19 protein-coding genes are annotated in these 17,208 nt (G+C 72.3%); 13 read left to right on the top strand and 6 right to left on the bottom strand.

The window, feature by feature from the left end:
• Positions 1-3: 3 nt before the first annotated feature.
• From ACGFZ2_RS03120 to ACGFZ2_RS03095, 6 genes are read right to left on the bottom strand one after another with little or no spacing between them, the layout of a single operon-like run.
• Positions 4-393 (bottom strand): c-type cytochrome, encoded by a 390-nt coding sequence (locus tag ACGFZ2_RS03120; protein ID WP_393449589.1) that lies wholly within the window; start codon positions 391-393, stop codon positions 4-6.
• Positions 390-1,289 carry a cytochrome c oxidase assembly protein gene (locus ACGFZ2_RS03115; protein WP_393449586.1) on the bottom strand — a complete coding sequence of 300 codons (900 nt, stop codon included), beginning with the start codon at positions 1,287-1,289 and terminating at the stop codon, positions 390-392. Before ACGFZ2_RS03115 ends, ACGFZ2_RS03120 begins: the two co-directional genes overlap by 4 nt.
• Positions 1,277-1,666 (bottom strand): hypothetical protein, encoded by a 390-nt coding sequence (locus ACGFZ2_RS03110; RefSeq protein ID WP_393262383.1) that lies wholly within the window; start codon positions 1,664-1,666, stop codon positions 1,277-1,279. Before ACGFZ2_RS03110 ends, ACGFZ2_RS03115 begins: the two co-directional genes overlap by 13 nt.
• Entirely contained in the window at positions 1,666-2,295 is a 630-nt protein-coding gene (locus tag ACGFZ2_RS03105) for a heme-copper oxidase subunit III (protein WP_393449583.1), read from the bottom strand. Before ACGFZ2_RS03105 ends, ACGFZ2_RS03110 begins: the two co-directional genes overlap by 1 nt.
• On the bottom strand, positions 2,292-4,220 hold the full coding sequence (gene ctaD / locus ACGFZ2_RS03100; RefSeq protein ID WP_393449580.1) for a cytochrome c oxidase subunit I: 1,929 nt from the start codon (positions 4,218-4,220) through the stop codon (positions 2,292-2,294). Before ctaD ends, ACGFZ2_RS03105 begins: the two co-directional genes overlap by 4 nt.
• A gap of 21 nt (positions 4,221-4,241) precedes the next feature.
• A complete protein-coding gene (locus tag ACGFZ2_RS03095) occupies positions 4,242-5,216 on the bottom strand; it encodes a c-type cytochrome (protein ID WP_393449577.1) in 975 nt (324 codons plus the stop codon).
• 202 nt (positions 5,217-5,418) lie between these two features.
• Between ACGFZ2_RS03095 and ccsA the strand changes: the two genes are divergently transcribed.
• From ccsA to ACGFZ2_RS03030, 13 genes are all read left to right on the top strand, one after another.
• Complete coding sequence (ccsA, locus tag ACGFZ2_RS03090; RefSeq protein ID WP_393449574.1) at positions 5,419-6,180, top strand: cytochrome c biogenesis protein CcsA; 762 nt, start codon at positions 5,419-5,421, stop codon at positions 6,178-6,180.
• Positions 6,177-6,584, top strand: coding sequence for a cytochrome c maturation protein CcmE (locus tag ACGFZ2_RS03085; RefSeq protein WP_393449570.1), 408 nt, complete (start codon positions 6,177-6,179; stop codon positions 6,582-6,584). The genes ccsA and ACGFZ2_RS03085 overlap by 4 nt, the downstream gene beginning before the upstream one ends.
• Positions 6,574-8,514: a heme lyase CcmF/NrfE family subunit gene (locus ACGFZ2_RS03080; RefSeq protein ID WP_393449567.1), complete on the top strand. Its 1,941-nt coding sequence runs from the start codon at positions 6,574-6,576 to the stop codon at positions 8,512-8,514. The genes ACGFZ2_RS03085 and ACGFZ2_RS03080 overlap by 11 nt, the downstream gene beginning before the upstream one ends.
• Positions 8,511-9,050: a TlpA family protein disulfide reductase gene (locus ACGFZ2_RS03075; protein WP_393449564.1), complete on the top strand. Its 540-nt coding sequence runs from the start codon at positions 8,511-8,513 to the stop codon at positions 9,048-9,050. Before ACGFZ2_RS03080 ends, ACGFZ2_RS03075 begins: the two co-directional genes overlap by 4 nt.
• The gene (locus ACGFZ2_RS03070; protein WP_393449561.1) at positions 9,047-9,934 is read left to right on the top strand and encodes a cytochrome c-type biogenesis protein CcmH; all 888 of its coding nucleotides are present in this window, start codon (positions 9,047-9,049) and stop codon (positions 9,932-9,934) included. Before ACGFZ2_RS03075 ends, ACGFZ2_RS03070 begins: the two co-directional genes overlap by 4 nt.
• Before the next feature lie 264 nt (positions 9,935-10,198).
• Positions 10,199-11,605: a hypothetical protein gene (locus ACGFZ2_RS03065; RefSeq protein ID WP_393449558.1), complete on the top strand. Its 1,407-nt coding sequence runs from the start codon at positions 10,199-10,201 to the stop codon at positions 11,603-11,605.
• Positions 11,602-12,186 (top strand): hydrogenase maturation protease, encoded by a 585-nt coding sequence (locus ACGFZ2_RS03060; protein WP_393449555.1) that lies wholly within the window; start codon positions 11,602-11,604, stop codon positions 12,184-12,186. The genes ACGFZ2_RS03065 and ACGFZ2_RS03060 overlap by 4 nt, the downstream gene beginning before the upstream one ends.
• Positions 12,179-12,535: a hydrogenase/urease maturation nickel metallochaperone HypA gene (locus tag ACGFZ2_RS03055; RefSeq protein WP_393262411.1), complete on the top strand. Its 357-nt coding sequence runs from the start codon at positions 12,179-12,181 to the stop codon at positions 12,533-12,535. The genes ACGFZ2_RS03060 and ACGFZ2_RS03055 overlap by 8 nt, the downstream gene beginning before the upstream one ends.
• Entirely contained in the window at positions 12,535-13,074 is a 540-nt protein-coding gene (locus ACGFZ2_RS03050) for a hemerythrin domain-containing protein (RefSeq protein WP_393449552.1), read from the top strand. The genes ACGFZ2_RS03055 and ACGFZ2_RS03050 overlap by 1 nt, the downstream gene beginning before the upstream one ends.
• On the top strand, positions 13,071-14,195 hold the full coding sequence (locus ACGFZ2_RS03045; protein WP_393262416.1) for a hydrogenase expression protein HypE: 1,125 nt from the start codon (positions 13,071-13,073) through the stop codon (positions 14,193-14,195). Before ACGFZ2_RS03050 ends, ACGFZ2_RS03045 begins: the two co-directional genes overlap by 4 nt.
• Complete coding sequence (locus tag ACGFZ2_RS03040; RefSeq protein WP_393449549.1) at positions 14,192-15,991, top strand: nickel-dependent hydrogenase large subunit; 1,800 nt, start codon at positions 14,192-14,194, stop codon at positions 15,989-15,991. Before ACGFZ2_RS03045 ends, ACGFZ2_RS03040 begins: the two co-directional genes overlap by 4 nt.
• A complete protein-coding gene (locus ACGFZ2_RS03035) occupies positions 15,984-16,595 on the top strand; it encodes a hypothetical protein (RefSeq protein ID WP_393449546.1) in 612 nt (203 codons plus the stop codon). The genes ACGFZ2_RS03040 and ACGFZ2_RS03035 overlap by 8 nt, the downstream gene beginning before the upstream one ends.
• Complete coding sequence (locus tag ACGFZ2_RS03030; RefSeq protein WP_393449543.1) at positions 16,592-17,206, top strand: DUF5947 family protein; 615 nt, start codon at positions 16,592-16,594, stop codon at positions 17,204-17,206. Before ACGFZ2_RS03035 ends, ACGFZ2_RS03030 begins: the two co-directional genes overlap by 4 nt.
• The last annotated feature ends 2 nt before the right edge of the window (positions 17,207-17,208 follow it).

Genomic DNA, 17,208 nt, shown 5'->3' with positions numbered 1-17,208 from the left:
GCCTCAGTCCAGTGTGTACAGGTAGGCGGCGATGTCCTGCGCGTCGATCGGGTCGATGCCCAGGTCCGGCATGGCGGTGCCGGGCTCGACCGCCTGCGGGTCGGCGATCCAGTGCCGCAGGTTGTCGGCGTTGTTCGGCAACGCGCCGGCGATGTAGGAGCGGGCGCCGAAGCGGGTCAGGGGCGGGCCGACCAGCCCGTTCGCCCGGTCGATGCCCGGGATGACGTGGCAGGAGCCGCAACCGTGCTCGACAATGAGCTGTGCGCCGCGCTCGGGGAAGCCGACGCGGACCTCCGGCGGTGGCGGCGGGGCGGTGCTGGCGCAGCCGGGCGCGACGAGCACGACCGGCAACACCAGCAGGACCGGCCACAGCGACCGGGTTCTTCGCGTCATCGCGCCCTCGCCCTGGTACGCGTGGTGACGACCGGGCCGCTCGGTTCCGGCGGGGTCACCCGGTCCGGGTTCTGCCGGTGCAGGCGCAGCAGCCAGCGCAGGAAGATGGTCAGCGTCGCGACCAGCACGGCCACGTCCATCGGCGCCCACATCAGCAGGCCCGCCACCTGTTGATCGGTGAGCGGGTCGGGGCCGAGCGCCTCGGCCGGGTAGACCGGTCGCGGCGCGAAGGTGAGCACCGCGCCCAGCGCCGAGGCCGGCAGCATCGTGGCGACCAGGAGCAGCACCGCGATCGGGGCGGGCAGGCGGTGCCGCGGCGCGCCGAGCACCGGCGCCCACAGCAGCCAGGCAGCGGTGACGAAGCAGAGATGCTCGACGGCGTGCACGAGCGGCTGCTGCAGGGCGGCGACGTAGGGCGCGGGCAGGTGCCAGACCCACAGCACCAGCGTCTGCACCCCGCCGGCCAGCGCAGCCGTGGTCACCGGCCGGCGCAGCCACCGGGCGGCGGGGGCGGCCCGGAGCCGGGCCAGTCGTTGCCGTAGCGGTTGCGGGCAGGCGAGGGTCAGCGGCAGCCCGGCGGCGCCGGCGGCGAGCAGCGGCCCGGCGACCAGCAGCAGGACCATGTGCTGGGTCATGTGCCCGGTCAACGACCGCCCGGCCAGGTCGGTCAGCGGAGGGCCCTGCGCGGCGAGCGCGGCCAGCACGCCGAGGCCGAAGGTGGCCACCCGCCAGCCCGGCAGGACGCGTCCCGCGCCGCGGCGCGCCCAGAGCTCGTGCACGCCGCGGCCGTAGCCGGCGGCCAGCAGGGCCAGCGTCAGCACGAGCAGGATGTCGAGCAGCCCGGCCACGACGGACGCCTCCTGCGGCACGCCGCCGGTCGCGGTCATCCCTGGCATGGCGCCAGCACCAGCAGGGCGACCCCGCCCAGGACGATGATGGTCAGGAAGAGCAGGTTCAGCCAGATCCCCACGACGGCGAGCATCCTGGTGCGGGAGACAGACCGGTCCTCGCCGTCCTGGCGGATGCGCCGCCAGGCCAGCCCGGCGGCGAGCAGCGATCCCACGGTGGCCAGCGCCGGCAGCACCACCGCCAGGGTGACGACCAGGCGCAGCGGCACGGCGCCGACGCGCGTGGAGCCGGTGGCGCAGGTGAGTTCGTCGACGCCCCACGCGACGATCAGGTGCACGGCCCAGGCGAGCGCGCCGCCGAGGACCCCGTACCAGAGCAGCAGCCCGCCGGCGAGGCGGGCGCGCTGACCGGGCTGGACGCTCATCACAGCCACGGCGAGAGGTAGACGGTGAACAGGATGGCGGCCCACACCGCGTCGACGAAGTGCCAGTAGATGGCCGTGTTGCGGACGCGGTCGTGGCGGTGGCCCCCAAGGTCGCCGCCGAGCAGCGAGGCGGCGAGCAGCCGGCTCAGCATGGTCAGCCCGACCAGCACGTGCAGGCCGTGGAACCCGGTGATGACGTAGAACAGCGAGCCGTAGACGTTGGTGGTCACGGTGAACTCACGCAGCAGTTCGGCGTACTCGGTGGCCTGCAGGGCCAGGAACGTCAGCCCGAGGAGCAGGGTGGCGGCGACGCCGGTGTTCAGCCGCCGGCGCTGCCCGGTGCGGATGCCGCGTTCCGCCCAGATCAGGGGCAGGCTGCTGGGCAGCAGCACCGCGGTCATCACCAGCGGGCGCAGCAGCGCCGGCTCGGCGATTCCGTCTGGGGGCCACGGCGAACCGTGCTGGAAGCGCAGGTAGAAGTAGCTGCCGAGCAGGTAGGCGAACAGGGTCGCCTCGGTGGCGACGAACATGACCATTCCCCACCAGCCGATGGAGCGGCCGACCGGCAGTTCCGTGGTCAGCGCCTCGGCGCCGGTAGCCGCCGCGATGCCGCCTCGGGCGTCTCTCATCCGGTCACCCCCGGCTCCGCCTCCGGCCTGCGCGGCGGCCAGAGCCAGACGGCCAGCGTCGCGGCGACGGCCAGCGCGGCGGCGGCGGCGACCGGGTACCAGGCGAACAACATCGCGGTGAAGAAGACGAGCAGTTCCACGGCGACCAGGAGCGGCTGCAGGGAGGCCTCGGGCATCTGGACCGTGCGTTCGCGCCGGCCGTCCAGTTCGCTGGTGATCAGCGTCGTCCGCCCGTCGGCGAGGATCCGGTCACCCGTGGCGCCCGCGCCCATCGACTCCATGCTCCGGGCGTCCCACACGGGGTGCAGGCTGTGCACCCGCGGCAGCACCGGGAAGTTGTAGGGCTGGGGTGGTGATGGGGTCGCCCACTCCAGGCTGTCCCCGCCCCACGGATCGGCCGGGGCGGGCCGGCCGCGCCGGATCGCGTGCCCGACCCCGATCAGCACGAGCAGCAGCCCGACCGCGAGGAGGTACGCGCCGGCTGTGCTGACCAGGTTCCACCGCTCCCAGCCCAGCTCTGCGGGATAGGTGTAGACGCGTCGGGGCATGCCCCACAGGCCGTAGAGGTGCATCGGGAAGAACGTGACCTGCATGCCGGTGAACACCAACCCGAAGGCCCACCGGCCGAGCCGCTCGTGGTACATCCTGCCGGTGATCTTCGGCAGCCAGTAGTAGATGCCGGCGAGGATCGGAAACAGCGCGCCGCCGACGAGCACGTAGTGGAAGTGCGCCACGACGAAGTACGAGTCGGTGATCTGCTGGTCGAAGGCGGTGATCGCGAACATGGCGCCGGTGAAGCCGCCGACCACGAAGGTCACCAGGAATCCGATCAGGAACAACATCGGCACCCGGAGGACCAGCCGGCCCAGCAGCATGGTGGCCAGCCAGGCGAAGATCTGGATGCCCGACGGGATGGTGATGATCGTGCTGGCCGCGCTGAAGAAGCTGTAGGACAGCTGCGGCAGCCCGGTGGCGAACATGTGGTGCACCCACACGCCGAAGGAGATGATCGCGATGGACACGATGGAGAGCACGATCAGCGCGTAGCCGACCACGCCCCGGCGGGTGAAGGCCGGCAGCACCGCCGAGACGATGCCCAGTGCCGGCAGCACGATGATGTAGACGTCTGGATGGCCGAAGATCCAGAACAGGTGCTGCCAGAGCAGCACGTTTCCGCCGGCCTCCGGGTCGAAGAAGTGGGTGCCGAAGCGGCGGTCGAGGAACAGCATCGCGTTGTCCAGGTTCAACGCGGGCAACGCGAAGATCACCATGAACGCGGTGGCGACGATCGCCCAGACGAACAGCGGCACCCGGTCGAGCGACATGCCGGGGGCCCGCAGCTTCAGCGCGGTGACGATGAAGTTGATCGAGCCGGCGGTGGTGGCGATGCCGAGGAACAGCAGCCCGAGGGTGTAGACGTCGATGTTCAACCCGGGCAGGCTCTGCTCACCGGCCAACGGCACGTACGCGAACCAGCCGGCGTTCGGGGCCGCGCCGAAGGGCAGGCTGGCCCACATGAACAGCCCGGCGAAGAGGAAGATCCAGTAGCCCAGCGCGTTCAGCTTCGGAAACGCCATGTCCCGCGAACCGATCATGAGCGGGACCAGGTAGTTGCCGAAGCCGAAGAGCATCGGGGTGGCGAACAGGAAGATCATCGCCGTGCCGTGCATGGTGAACAGCTGGTTGTACTCGTCCGGGGAGAGCAGGGTGGACTCGGGGCGGGCCAGTTGGGTGCGCATCGCCAGCGCGCTGGTCCCGGCGAGGGCGAAGAACAGTCCGGCGGTGACCAGGTAGCGCCGCCCGATCTTCTTGTGGTCGACGGTGCCGAACCAGGCGACCAGGGACGGCCGCTCACCCCAGTGCTGTTCCAGCCGCGCCAGGTCCTCGCGGGTCGCGCCGGCCGGCGGTGCGGCAGCGGTCGACATGTCGTCACCTCCCCCGTGTGGTCACTTCAGCGACCGCAGGTACGCGATGAGGTCCGGCAGCCGCGCGGCGTCGATCGGTTGCGGCGGCATGTAGCTGCCGGGTTTGACGGTCTGCGGGTTGGCGATCCAGCCGCCGAGGTGGCCGGCGTCGTTCGGCACCGCGCCGGCGCCGAGGCTCCAGCGGGAACCGACGTCGGACAGGTCGGGACCGGCCTGGCCGTCGGCGCCGGTGCCGCGGATGGCGTGGCAGCCGGCGCAGGTGCCCTGGACGAACGCCTGCCGGCCGCGCTGTTCGGCGTCGGTCCGCGGCTGCCGGGCCGGCGAGCCGAGTCGGGCCAGCCAGGCGTCGAACTGCGGGCGGGGCTCGGCCACCACCAGGAACGCCATGTGCGCGTGCTGGGTGCCGCAGTACTCGGCGCACTGGCCACGGTAGGTGCCCGCCCGCTCGGCCTGCAGCCACGTCTCACGGGTCTCGCCGGCGATCAGGTCGGTCTTGGGCATCAGCTGCGGCACCCAGAAGCTGTGCAGCACGTCCGCGGTCCGCAGCCGCACCCGGACCCGCTCCCCCACCGGGATGTGGAGCTCGTTGGCGGTCGCCCCGTCGGTCCCCGGCACCCGCACCTCCCACCACCACCTGTGGCCGGTGACCTCGATGGTCGGCGCCTGCGGCTCCGGGCCGGCGCCGAGCGCCGCCAGGTCCCGCAGCCCGACGCCGTAGACCGCGACCAGGATGAGCAGCGGAACGCCGGCGCCGGCGACGGCCACGAAGCGCAGTGGCTGGCCGTGCCGGACCCGGGTCGTCGGTGCGCGGCGGAACAGCAGCGCCCAGGCCAGCAGCGCCATCACCTCGACGAAGACCGCCAGGGCTATCCAGAACAGCAGCCACCAGGTCCGCTCGACGCGCGCGGCGCCGGTCCCCGCGGTGTCGAGCGTGGACGGCGCGTCCGTGGCACAGGAGGTCAGGGCGAACAGCGCCGCCAGGGTGCCGAGCGCCATGACGGTGCGACGGTGCGACCGCCGCGCGGTCCCACCGGCCGTCGACGCCGCTGACCTGTCCACCGCCAGGGACGGTAGCGGCACGAACCGCTTTGGTCCGCAATTATGCCAAAAGCCGCCTATCGCCTTCTTTGGACCGCTAGCCTCCTGTTCGAGCGATAGCCAGCGGAAGCGCCCGGTTCGGGGCGCGGACAGGGAGATCATGCACCAGCGGGTCCTCGATCTCGTCGCGGATACCCCGCGGGCCGCCGCCGGCCGCCGCACCCTGGCCTGGATCGCCGGCGGGCTGGCCGCCGCAGCGACCCTGACCGGCGGGTTGGTGGCGCCTGCGGACCAGCTCCAGGGGCAGGCGCAGCGGCTGATGTACCTGCACGTCCCGGCCGCGTGGGTGGCGTACGCCGCCTTCGCGGTCGTCCTGCTCGGCAGCGGCGCCTACCTGCTCAACCGGGATCTGCGGTTCGACCGGCTGGCCCGGTCGGCGGCCGAGATCGGCGTCGTGCTGACCGCCGCCACGATCGCCACCGGCGCCGTCTGGGGCCATCTCGTATGGGGCACCTGGTGGGCCTGGGATCCGCGGCTGGTGAGCAGCGCCCTGCTGCTGGCGGTGTACGCCGGCTACCTGGCGTTGCGCCGCCTGCTCAGCGAGCGGCACGCCGCGGCGGACAGCGCCGACCATCGGGTCGCCCGTTCGGTGGCCGCCGTCGGCGTTGCCGGGTTTCTGTTGGTACCGGTGGTGCACTTCTCGGTCGTCTGGTGGCGTTCCCTGCACCAGCAGGCGACGGTGCTCGCGCCGCAGCGCCCCCCGATCGACCCCCGGATGGGGGCGGCTCTGCTGCTCGCGGTCGCCGCCGCGACGGCCGCCGCTCTCTGTGTCCTGCTGCACCGGCTGGCAGCTCTGGAACGCCAGTCCGCCCCTGTGGTACGGCAGGCGACCGCGGCCCGGACGCCGGTCCGGACGGGATGACCCGCCGCATCGGCCGGATCGCGGTCGGCCTGGTCGGCCTGGCCGCCGGTGCCCTGTTGGCGGCCGCCGCCATGCAGGGCACTCTCACCTACTACCGCACCCCGGCGGAGGTGTCCCGGGATCCGGAGGTCCGTCAGGAACGGCTGCGGGTGGGCGGCCAGGTGGTGCCGGGCTCGCTGCGCCGTGCCTCCGAACGGACGGAGTTCCGGCTCGCGGAGGACGGCCACGAGATCGCCGTGCGGCAGCGCGGTGTGCCGCCGGAGACCTTCCGGGAGGGCGAGGCGGCCGTCGTCGAAGGCCGATTCTCCGCCGACGGGGTCTTCGACGCGGATCAGGTCGTCGTTCGGCACGGCAACGAGTACCGGCCTCCGACAACCCCGGGAGGGCCGGCGGATGGCCGGTGAGCTCGGCACCGCGAGCCTCGCCGCCGGCCTGGTCACGGCCACCCTCGCCGCGCTGCTCTGGCTGCGCGCCGGGCTGTCCGGCGGGCCGGTCAGGGTGGCGCGCGCCGCGACCGTCGCCAGTTTCCTGGCCGCCGTCCTCGGTGGCGCCGTGCTGGAGTACGCCCTGCTGCGCCACGACTTCAGCGTCCGGTTCGTGGCCGAGAACGGTGGACGGGACGTGCCGGTCTACTACACCGTCACCAGCCTCTGGTCGGCGCTGGACGGCTCGCTGCTGCTGTGGCTGGTCGTCCACTGCGCGATCGCCGCGCTGCTGGCGACCCGGGCGTCGCGGTACCCGGCCCGGCTGCACGCGTACGCCATGCTCGTGGTCAGCGCGGTCGGCATGTTCTTCTTCGCGCTGACCTACTTCGCGGCGAACCCGTTCCGGGAGGTGCGGCCGGTGCCGCTCGACGGTCCCGGACCGAACCCACTGCTGCAGCAGCACCCCGCGATGGGGGTGCACCCGCCCCTGCTCTACCTGGGCTACATCGGCCTGGTCGTGCCGTTCGCGTTCGCGCTCGCCGGGCTGCTCGCCGGCCGGGACGGGCACCGCTGGCTGCGCGCCGCCCGGCCCTGGGCCCTGGTCGCCTGGTCGGCGCTCACCGCCGGGATCGGGCTCGGCGCCTGGTGGTCCTACGCGGTGCTGGGCTGGGGCGGATACTGGGCCTGGGATCCGGTGGAGAACGCCTCCCTGTTGCCCTGGCTGACCGCCACCGCGCTGCTGCACACGGCGCTCGGCGGCGCCCGGGCGCGGGCGGGTTGGAACGTCGTGCTGGCCTGCGCGAGCTTCCTGCTGGTGCTGCTCGGCACGTTCCTCACCCGCTCCGGCGCGGTGGCCAGCGTGCACGCGTTCACCGAGTCGCCGCTCGGTCCGATGCTGCTGGGCTTCGTCCTGCTCGCCGTCGCGGTCTCGACCGTGCTGGTGGGGTGGCGGGGCCCGGGTGCGGTCCCGCGGAGGCGCACGCCGGTGCTGTCGCGGGGTACGGCCGTTCTGGTCAACGGGGTCCTGCTGCTCACCATCGCGGCGATGGTGCTGGTCGGCACGATCTTCCCGCTGCTGTCCGAGTCCCTCGGTGGGATCCGGACGGCCGTGGGCCCCCGCTACTACCAGCGGACCGCGGTGCCGCTGGCCGTCGTGGTGCTACTGGTGATGGGCGTGGTGCCCGCGGTGGTGTCGGCCCGGCGGGCGGGCGGGCTGCGCCGGCTGGGCGTGCCATTCGGCATCGCGCTGGCCGTCGTGGCCGTGCTGGGCTGGGCCGGGCGCCCTGGTGCGCCCGCCCTCGCCGCGTTCGGGGCCGCGGCGTTCGTCCTCACCGGCCTGGCGGGGCAGGCCGCCCGGGCCGCCCGCGTCGTGGCGACCGCCCCCCGGCTGGGCGCTGCGAGGCTCGGTGGAGTGCTGGCGCATGCCGGGATCGCGCTGGTCGCCGTCGGGGTCGCCGGCTCGTCGGCGTACGGCAGCAGCGTCGAGCGGGAGATCCGGGTGGGCGAGGCCCTGCGCGTCGACGGGGTCCAGGTGCGGCTGCTGGAGGTGCGTCGAACGGGCGACACGGATCGGATGGCGGTGACCGCCCGGCTCGAGCGCGACGGCGGCGGGACGCTGGCGCCGGCCCTGCGCTACTTCCCCGCCCACGACACCGCCGTCACCGTTCCGCAGGTCCGCACCGGAATGCTCCGGGACGTCTACGTCACGCTGATCGCCGCCAGCGCGGACGGCGGCAGCGCGACCGTACGGCTCGCGGTGAATCCGCTGGTGGCTCTGCTGTGGATCGGTGGCGGGCTGACGGCGGCAGGTGGGCTGCTCGCGGTGCCGGCGGCGGTGCGGCGCCGCCCTGCGCCCGGGGCCGCCGTCCCGACCGCGGCGGCTGTCGAGCGGCCGGAGGTGCGGGTGTGAGAGTGCTCCGCACGCGGCTGTGGCCGGCGCTGGTGCTGGTGGTCACCGCCGCCGTCGGTGCCGGCCTCGCCGCCGGCCTCGACACGCCGGACCGATCGGCGCCGGTCGGCGCCTCGACGGGGGACCCCGCGCCGCCGATCGCGGGCACGACCCTGGACGGGGGCCGGTTCGACCTCGCCGAGGTGCGGGGGCATCCGGTGCTGGTGAACGTGTTCGCGTCCTGGTGCGGGCCCTGCCGCGACGAGCTGCCGCTGCTGGCGGAGGCCGGCCGGCAGGGGCGGCCCGCCGGGTTGCGGGTGGTCGGCATCAACCTGCGCGACGGGCCCGACGCGGTACGGGCGCTGCTGCGCGAGACCGGCGCGGAGGCGATGACGGTGGTGCCGGATCCCGACGGCACGCTGGCGATCGGCTGGGGGGTCCGGGGCGTGCCGGAGACCTTCCTGGTGGACCGGGACGGGCGGGTCGTAGACCGGCGCCAGGGCGTGGTCACCCGGCAGTGGCTGGAACAGCGGCTCGGGCCGCTGCTGGCCGGATGAGGCGGCGTCACGCCCTCGGCGGCGCCGTGCTGGCCGTCCTGCTGGCCGCGGCGGTCCTCGGAATGGTTCGTGCGGGCCAGCCCGCACCACGGCAGGATCCGGTCCGGTCGGTCGCCGTCGGGTTGCGCTGCCCGTCCTGCCAGGGCGAGTCGGTGGCCGACTCGCGTTCCCCGATTGCCGCCGGCATGCGGCAGGTGGTGGCCGACCACCTCGCGCGGGGCCGCGACCCGGACGACATCCGGCGCTGGTTCGTGCAGCGCTACGGCGAGGAGGTGCTGGCCGATCCGCCGGTGCGCGGTGCCGGGCTGCTGCTGTGGGTCGTACCAGCGCTGGCGCTGGTCGGCGCCGGGTACGCCGCGGTTCGGACGCTGCGCCCCCGTGCCCGGGGGGCGCCGGCGCCGGCACCAGCGGAACCGGCGTCGAGCGGCGCGGCGGCCCGCCTGGCCTGGCGGGCCGGCTCGCTCGGTCTGGTCGCCGTCGTCGTGGCGGTGGCGGCCGCCGGGGCCCGCGTCGACGGGTCGACCGGGGGCGGCGCGCCACCGGATCCGGCGGCGGTGGCCGTGCTGCTCGCCCGGGACCTGGAGCAGCAGAGCCGCTTCGACGCGGCGGCGGAGCTGTACCGGCAGGCGTTGCGAACCCGCCCCGACGACGGGGTGCGGCTGCGGTTGGGATTCGCGTTGGTCCGCGCCGGTGACACGGCCGGCGCGGAACGGGAGGCCCGGCAGGTGCTGGCGCGCGTCCCCGATTCGCCGGACGCGCTGCTGGTGCTCGGGCTGGCCCAGCGGCAGTCCGACCGGGCCCAGGCCGAGGTGACCCTGCGCCGCTTCCTGGCCGCCGCCCCGGACCATCCCGCCGCCGCCGAGATCCGCCGGCTGCTCCCCTGACACTCACCCGTGCCCACCCACGCGGGCGACCTCGTTCGCCGGGCGGCACCGGCGCCCGCCTCGCTCCCCCTGCGCCCGCTTGTGCCGTCGGCCTGTCGTCCGTCGGCAGAACGAGCATCCCCAGGTTCGGAGCTGCTCACCCGATCCGGTGAGTGCTGTCGGCACACAGGGACGACGAGCACTTACGGCCACCCGGCCGGATGAACTAGACCAGGGTGACGGCTCACCGGAGCTGGTTCCGCGCACCACGGAGGGGGAAGCACCGTGCAGACGCATCCGCGCGGCGGTGGCATCGACGGCGCCGAGGCGGTCGCGGAGGCGATCCTGTACGAGGGCTACCTGCTCTACCCCTATCGGCGGTCTTCGGGCAAGAACCGCGTCCGTTGGCAGTTCGGTGTCCTCGTGCCCCCCGCCTGGGCGGATGAGCAGGGCCTCGGCGACAGCACGGTGGCGGGTTCGGCCGAGTCACCGTGGCAGCAGACCGAGTGCCTGATGGAGGTCCCGGACACCGCAGTCGTCCGGATCAGGGTGCGCTTCCTGCACCTGCAGAGACGGGTGGCCGAGGAGCGGACGGCCGACGGCGGCTACCGGCCTGTCGACAGGAGAAATGCCGGGAGCCGCGTGGAACTCAGCTTCGACGAGGCCGTACCACAGGAGTTCGACCTCGAAGCGTCGGTCGCCGACCTGCGCCGCGGCCGTCGCCTCGACATCCGGGTCCCAGGCGGCGAGGACGTCGACCTGTTGGTCGACGATCGGGGCGAACCGGCGGGGCGGGTGGTGCGCCGGCGATGGCCGTTGTCCGCATCGGTCACCATCTCCGCCGTGCCGTGTCAGGCGCCCTTCCGGTTGCTGCGGCTCCGGATACACGTCGAGAACACGGACCGGACGACTCCGGCAGCCAGCCCACGCGACGAGGCGTTGCGGTGTTGCCTGCTGGCGACCCACACCCTGGCCTCCGTCAGTCAGGGTCGATTCCTGTCACTGCTCGACCCGCCCGAGTGGGCGGCGCACGCGGCGAAGGAATGCCGCAACGTGCACACCTTCCCCGTGCTGGCCGGCGAGGTCGGCACCGCTGACGTCCTGCTCTCGTCGCCGATCATCCTCTACGACCATCCGCAGATCGCACCGGAGAGCCCGGGCGATCTGCACGACGCGACCGAGATCGACGAGATCCTCTCGCTGCGTACGCTCACGCTCACCGACGCCGAGAAGCGGGAGGTGCGGGCCACCGATCCCCGGGCCGCCGCGATCCTCGACCGCGTCGACGCCATGCCGCCCGAGGTGTTCGCGCGGTTGCACGGCGCCGTTCGGAGCCTGGAGCCCGTGCGGCGAGACGGCGGTACCGCCACCTCACCACGCTGGTGGGAGCCCGGTGCCGATGCGGGGATCGCGCCGGAGAGCGACACCGTCCTGGTCGGTGGCACCCTGCTGTCCCGGGGCAGCCGGGTTCGGTTGCGCCCCCGGAAACGCGGCACCGACGCGCACGACATGTTTCTGGAGGGCCGCACCGGCCGGGTGGAGCAGGTCCTGCTCGACGTCGACGGGTCACGGTTCCTGGCCGTGACGGTGGACGACGACCCGGGCGCCGAACTGCACCAGTGGTACGGGCGGCTACGCCATTTCCGTGCCGAAGAGGTCGAGCCGTTGGCCGGCGAGGTGGAGGCGCCGTGAGGAGCAACGGCAGCGGGCGGATCCTGGTCGCCGGCATCGGCAACATCTTCCTCGGCGACGACGCCTTCGGCGTCGAGGTCGTCCGGCGCCTCCGGGACGCTGTCCTGCCGGAGATGGTGGATGTGTCCGATTACGGCATCCGGGGGATGCATCTGGCCTACGATCTGCTGGACGGCCGCCACGACGTGTTGGTCATGGTGGACGCGTTGCCACTGAACGAGGCGCCTGGCACGTTGGCCGTCCTCCAGGTGGACCTCGACGACCCTGGCTGGACGCTGGGGCCGGCGGACGCGCTGGCGGCGCCGGCTGCCGACGGGCACGGGATGGATCCGGAGTCGGTGCTCCGGTTGCTGCGCAGCCTGGGCGGCACCGTCGGCCGCGTCCTGGTCGTGGGGTGCCAGCCCGCTGTCATGGACGAGCGCATGGAACTGTCGGCGCCGGTCGCCGAGGCTCTCGACGAGGCGGCCCGGATGGTGGTCGGGGTCGTGGAGGAGGAAGCCGCACGGCTCGGTGCCGCGGCGGAGCAGCGGGAGCCAACCCAGCAGACGTCAGCCGAGAGGGAGGTGACCGCGCATGCATGAGACGGGGCTGTCCGAGGCGATCGTGACCGCCGCGGTGCGCAGAGCCGCGGGCCGCCGGGTCACCGGGCTACGGGTGCGGATCGGGGGTCACCCGGTGGACCCGGAGATCGTCGCGCAGGGCATCCAGTTGGCCGCGGCCGGCACCATCGCCGCGGACGCCGCCGTCGACCTGGTCCTGGAGCCGATGACGGTGACGTGCCATGACTGCGGTCGCAGCGGGCCGGTCGACGACCACCTCGCGATGGTCGCCTGTCCGGGGTGCGGCGGCGTGGACATCGATGTCACCGGCAGTGACGACGTCGTCCTGGAGTCCATCACCGTGAACTCCGGCGCACGAAAGCCGGCCTGATGGACGCCGTCGAACTGCTGCGGCATGACCACCGCGTGGTCGAGCAGTTGTTCCGAGACTATCGGGCGGCGGCCTCCGACGCCCAGCGGCGCGGGGTGGTCGACGTCCTCATCCGGGAGCTGTCGAAGCACGCCGCGCTCGAGGAGGTCCTCTTCTATCCCTTCGCCGCGAAGGTGTTGGACGACGGGCAGGTCGACGGACACCTCGCGGGGCATGCGCCCATCAAGGAGCTGCTGCTTCAACTGGACCGGTGCGGGGCCGGCGATCCGGCGCAGGACCAGCTGATGGAGCGGCTGGCGTCCGCCGTCGCCCGGCACGTGCGTGACGACGAGAACCAGCTCATGCCGCTGCTGTGCCGGCAGGCGGACGAACAGGCACTCCGCGAGCTGGGGCAGGAGATCGACCGGGGCAAGCAGCGCGCTCCCACGCGTCCGCACCCGCACGCACCGGACAGGCCTCCGGCGCTGGCCCTCGCGGCGCCGCTGGCAGCCATCTACGACCGGCTTCGGGACCGGATGCAAGGGAGGCCCCGCACATGACGCAGGGGATGCGCGACACCGGCGCGGTGATCCCGCACGAGAACGGGTTTGACGAGGTCACCGTTCTCTGGATCTCCGAGGGCATGAGTTGCGACGGAGATTCCGTGTCGATGACCGCCTCCGGTCAGCCGGCGATCGAGGACATCGTCCTCGGGCTCGTTCCCGGTCTGCCGAGGGTCAACCTGCACAACAAGGTGCTGTCGCCGACGGCCGGCGGCGAGGAGTTCCTGGCGCCGTACCGGAAGGCGGCTCGTGGGGAGATGATCGAGCCGTTCATCCTCGTCATCGAAGGATCGATCCCGAACGAGAACATCAACGGCGACGGGTACTGGACGTCGTTCGGCAACGACGAGAACACCGGTGAGCCGCTGACCTTGAACTGGTGGATCGACCGGCTCGCGCCGAAGGCCTGGGCGGTCGTCGCGGCCGGCACGTGCGCGACGTACGGCGGCATCCACGCCATGGCGGGCAACCCGACGGGGTGCATGGGCCTGGCCGACTATCTCGGGTGGGACTTCCGGTCCCAGGGCGGCTTGCCGATCGTCAACGTGCCCGGCTGCCCGATCCAGCCGGAGAACTTCATGGAGACCCTGACCTGGGTGCTCTACCACGCCGCCGGCTCGGCCCCGCCTCCGCCGCTGGACCACATGCTGCGGCCGCAGTGGCTGTTCGGCAAGACCGTGCACGAGGGCTGTGACCGGGCCGCCTACTACGAGCAGGCCGACTTCGCCAAGGACTACAACTCGCCCAAGTGCCAGGTGAAGATCGGCTGTTGGGGGCCGGTCATCAACTGCAACGTCCCGAAGCGCGGCTGGATGGGCGGCGTCGGTGGCTGCCCCAACGTCGGCGGCATCTGCATCGGCTGCACCATGCCGGGATTCCCCGACAAGTTCATGCCGTTCATGGACATGCCTCCCGGTGGCAGCCTGTCGACGCTGCTCATCAAGCCGTACGGCGCGTTGATCCGCCGGCTGCGCGGCATCACCAACGTGACCGCCAACAAGGAACCGAAGTGGCACCACAACGGCCCGGAGCTCACCAGCGGCTACAACCCCCGGTGGCGCCCGTACGGCCCGGCGGACCCCCGGCGTCAGGCAGCAGAGGAGAGGTACCGACCGTGACAGCGACGGAAGCCAAGAAGGCCACCGGCCAGAAACCCGGCGAACTGGTGGAGATGGCCTGGGATCCGATCACCCGGATCATCGGCAACCTCGGCGTCTACACGAAGATCGACTTCGCGAACCGCGTGGTCGCCGAATGCCACACCACGTCGTCGCTGTTCCGCGGCTACTCGGTATTCATGAAGGGGAAGGACCCCCGCGACGCCGGCTTCATCACCAGCCGGATCTGCGGCATCTGCGGCGACAACCACACGACCTGCTCCGTCTACGCGCAGAACATGGCGTACGGCATCAAGACCCCGCCCCTGGCCGAGTGGATCATCAACCTCGGCGAGGCCGCCGAGTACATGTTCGACCACACCCTGTTCCAGGACAATCTCGTCTTCGTCGACTTCTGCGAGGCGATGGTCAAGCAGACCAACCCGAGTGTGCTGGCCCGCGCCGAGAAGACCCCGGCACCGGGCCGGGACATCCACGGCTACCGGACGATCGCCGACATCATGCGGGCCTACAACCCGTTCGAGGGCGAGGTCTACAAGGAGGCGCTGAAGGTCAGTCGGACGACCCGGGAGATGTTCTGCCTGATGGAGGGCCGGCACGTCCACCCGTCGACGGTCTATCCCGGCGGCGTCGGCACGATGCCGCAGCCGACGCTGTTCACCGACTACCTGAGCCGGCTGATCAGCATCCTGGACTTCGTCAAGAAGGCCGTCGCCATGAACGACGACATCTTCGACTTCTGGTACGAGGCGCTGCCCGGCTACGAGGAGGTCGGTCGCCGCCGGGTCCTGCTCGGCTGCTGGGGCGCGTTCCAGAACCCCGACGTCGTCGACTACCGCTACGAGACCATGACGACCTGGGGACGGGCGATGCACGTCACGCCTGGCATCGTCGTCGACGGCAAACTGCTCACCACGGACCTGGTCGACATCAACCTCGGCATCCGGATCCTGCTCGGCAGCTCCTACTACAAGGACTGGGCCGGCCAGGAGGAACCGTTCGTCAAGTACGACCCGCTCGGCAATCCGGTCGACATCCGCCATCCCTGGAACCAGACCACCCTGCCTGACCCGCAGAAACGCGATTTCGACGACAAGTACAGCTGGGTGATGAGCCCCCGCTGGTTCGACAGGAGCAGCGGGGAGCATCTCGCGCTGGACACCGGAGGCGGCTGCTTCGCCCGGCTGTACACCACGGCGCTCGCGAAAATGGTCGACACCCCGTACGTCAAGTCGACCGGGCAGAGCGTGCTGATCTCGCTTCCGAAGAGCCAGCGGCTGCCCGAGATGACGTTGGAGTGGAAGATCCCGCGCTGGTCGAACGCGCTGGAGCGGGACCGCTCACGGGCCTACTTCATCGCGTACGCCGCGGCGATGTCGCTGTACTTCCTGGAACGGGCGATGGAGCGGATGCGCGGCGGCGACATGCGGGTCTTCGCCGAGTTCGACGTGCCGGACGAGGCCATCGGCTGTGGCTTCCACGAGGCCGTCCGGGGCACCCTGTCGCACCACCTCGTGATCAGGGATCGCAAGATCGCCAACTACCACCCGTACCCGCCCACGCCGTGGAACGGCAGTCCCCGCGACAGCTACGGCACACCCGGTCCGTACGAGGACGCGATCCAGAACATGCCCATCTTCGAGGAGAACGGCCCGGAGAACTTCAAGGGTGTGGACATCATGCGGGCGGTGCGCAGCTTCGATCCGTGCCTGCCGTGCGGGGTGCACATGTACGTCGGCGGCGGTCGTACCCTCAAGAAGATCCACTCGCCGATGTTCGGCGCGTCCCATGGGTGAGCAGCCGGAGGTCCAGCGGCTCGACGACGCGGCCGTCGAGCCGCGGCTGGCCCGCCTGGACGCCGCGCTCGGCCAGCTTGAGCAGACCCCCGGCCGCACCGCCGAGCTGGCGTTGGAAGCGGTCGAGATCCTGACCGAGGTGTACGGCGAGGCGCTGGCCCGGGTCACCGATCTCGCCGCCGACAGCGCCGGCCCGCTCGACCGGCTCACCGACGACGAGCTGCTGCGGCACCTGCTGCTGCTGCACCGCATCCACCCGGATCCGCTGGAAGGGCGCGTGGCCCGTGCGGTCGACGATCTCCGGCCGCAGCTGCGCGCGCAGGGTGCCGAGATCGCGTTGGTCGGTGTCCAGGACGAGGTGGCGCGGATCAGCCTGTCGGCGAGTTCGTGCGGCGGTGGCGGCGCTGCGCTGCGTGACCTGGTGCGGGAACAGGTGTTGACGTTCGCGCCGGAGCTGTCCGCGGTGGACGTGGCGGCGCCCGCGCCGGCTCCGGCGCTGATCCCGGTCGCCGCCCTGTGGCAGCGGCCGGACCGGACCGCGGAGGCGACGACGAGCGAGGTGGAGCAGGCCGCGGGGCCGCTGGCGTTGGACAGCACGGCATGACGGCCGGCGCCCTGCAGCGGGCGATCCGTCGCGCGAGACAGCGCGCGGCGGCGGTCGAGCGCTGCGGCATGTGCGCCGGGCCGGTCGGCCCGGAACACCGGCACGTGTGGGACGAGCAGGACGGGGAGCTGATGTGCGCCTGCACGCCGTGCTCCCTTCTGTTCGACCGCGAGGCGGCCGGCGCCGGCCGGTACCAGCTCGTCCCCACCCACGGCAGACGGTTGACCGGCCTGTCCGTTGCCGAACTCGGCGTGCCGGTCGGTTTGGTGTTCTTCGTGAAGCGGCAGGACGGCCGAGTGCTCGGTCACTACCCGAGTCCGCTCGGCACCACCGAGTCGGAGATCGATGCCGGCGCCTGGCGGGCGATCGAGGCACTGTCACCCGCGCTGGCCGAGCTGAAGCCACGGGTCGAGGCGTTCCTGGTGTGGACGGGGCCGCCGCGCGGCGACGGCCAACAGTGGGTGGTGCCGGTCGACGACTGCTTCCGACTTGTCGCGCTGATCCGCCGGCACTGGACGGGCATGTCGGGGGGAAGCGCGGTGTGGCGGGAGATTCCCGGGTTCTTCGACGATCTCGGCCGACGACACGATCGGCCGTCCGGCAACGACTGATG

It is taken from the genome of Micromonospora sp. NPDC048063 (genome assembly GCF_043202855.1).
Lineage (GTDB): Bacteria > Actinomycetota > Actinomycetes > Mycobacteriales > Micromonosporaceae > Micromonospora.
The sequence above is the reverse complement of the archived record's forward strand: the minus strand, read 5'-3'. Positions and strand labels throughout refer to the sequence as shown.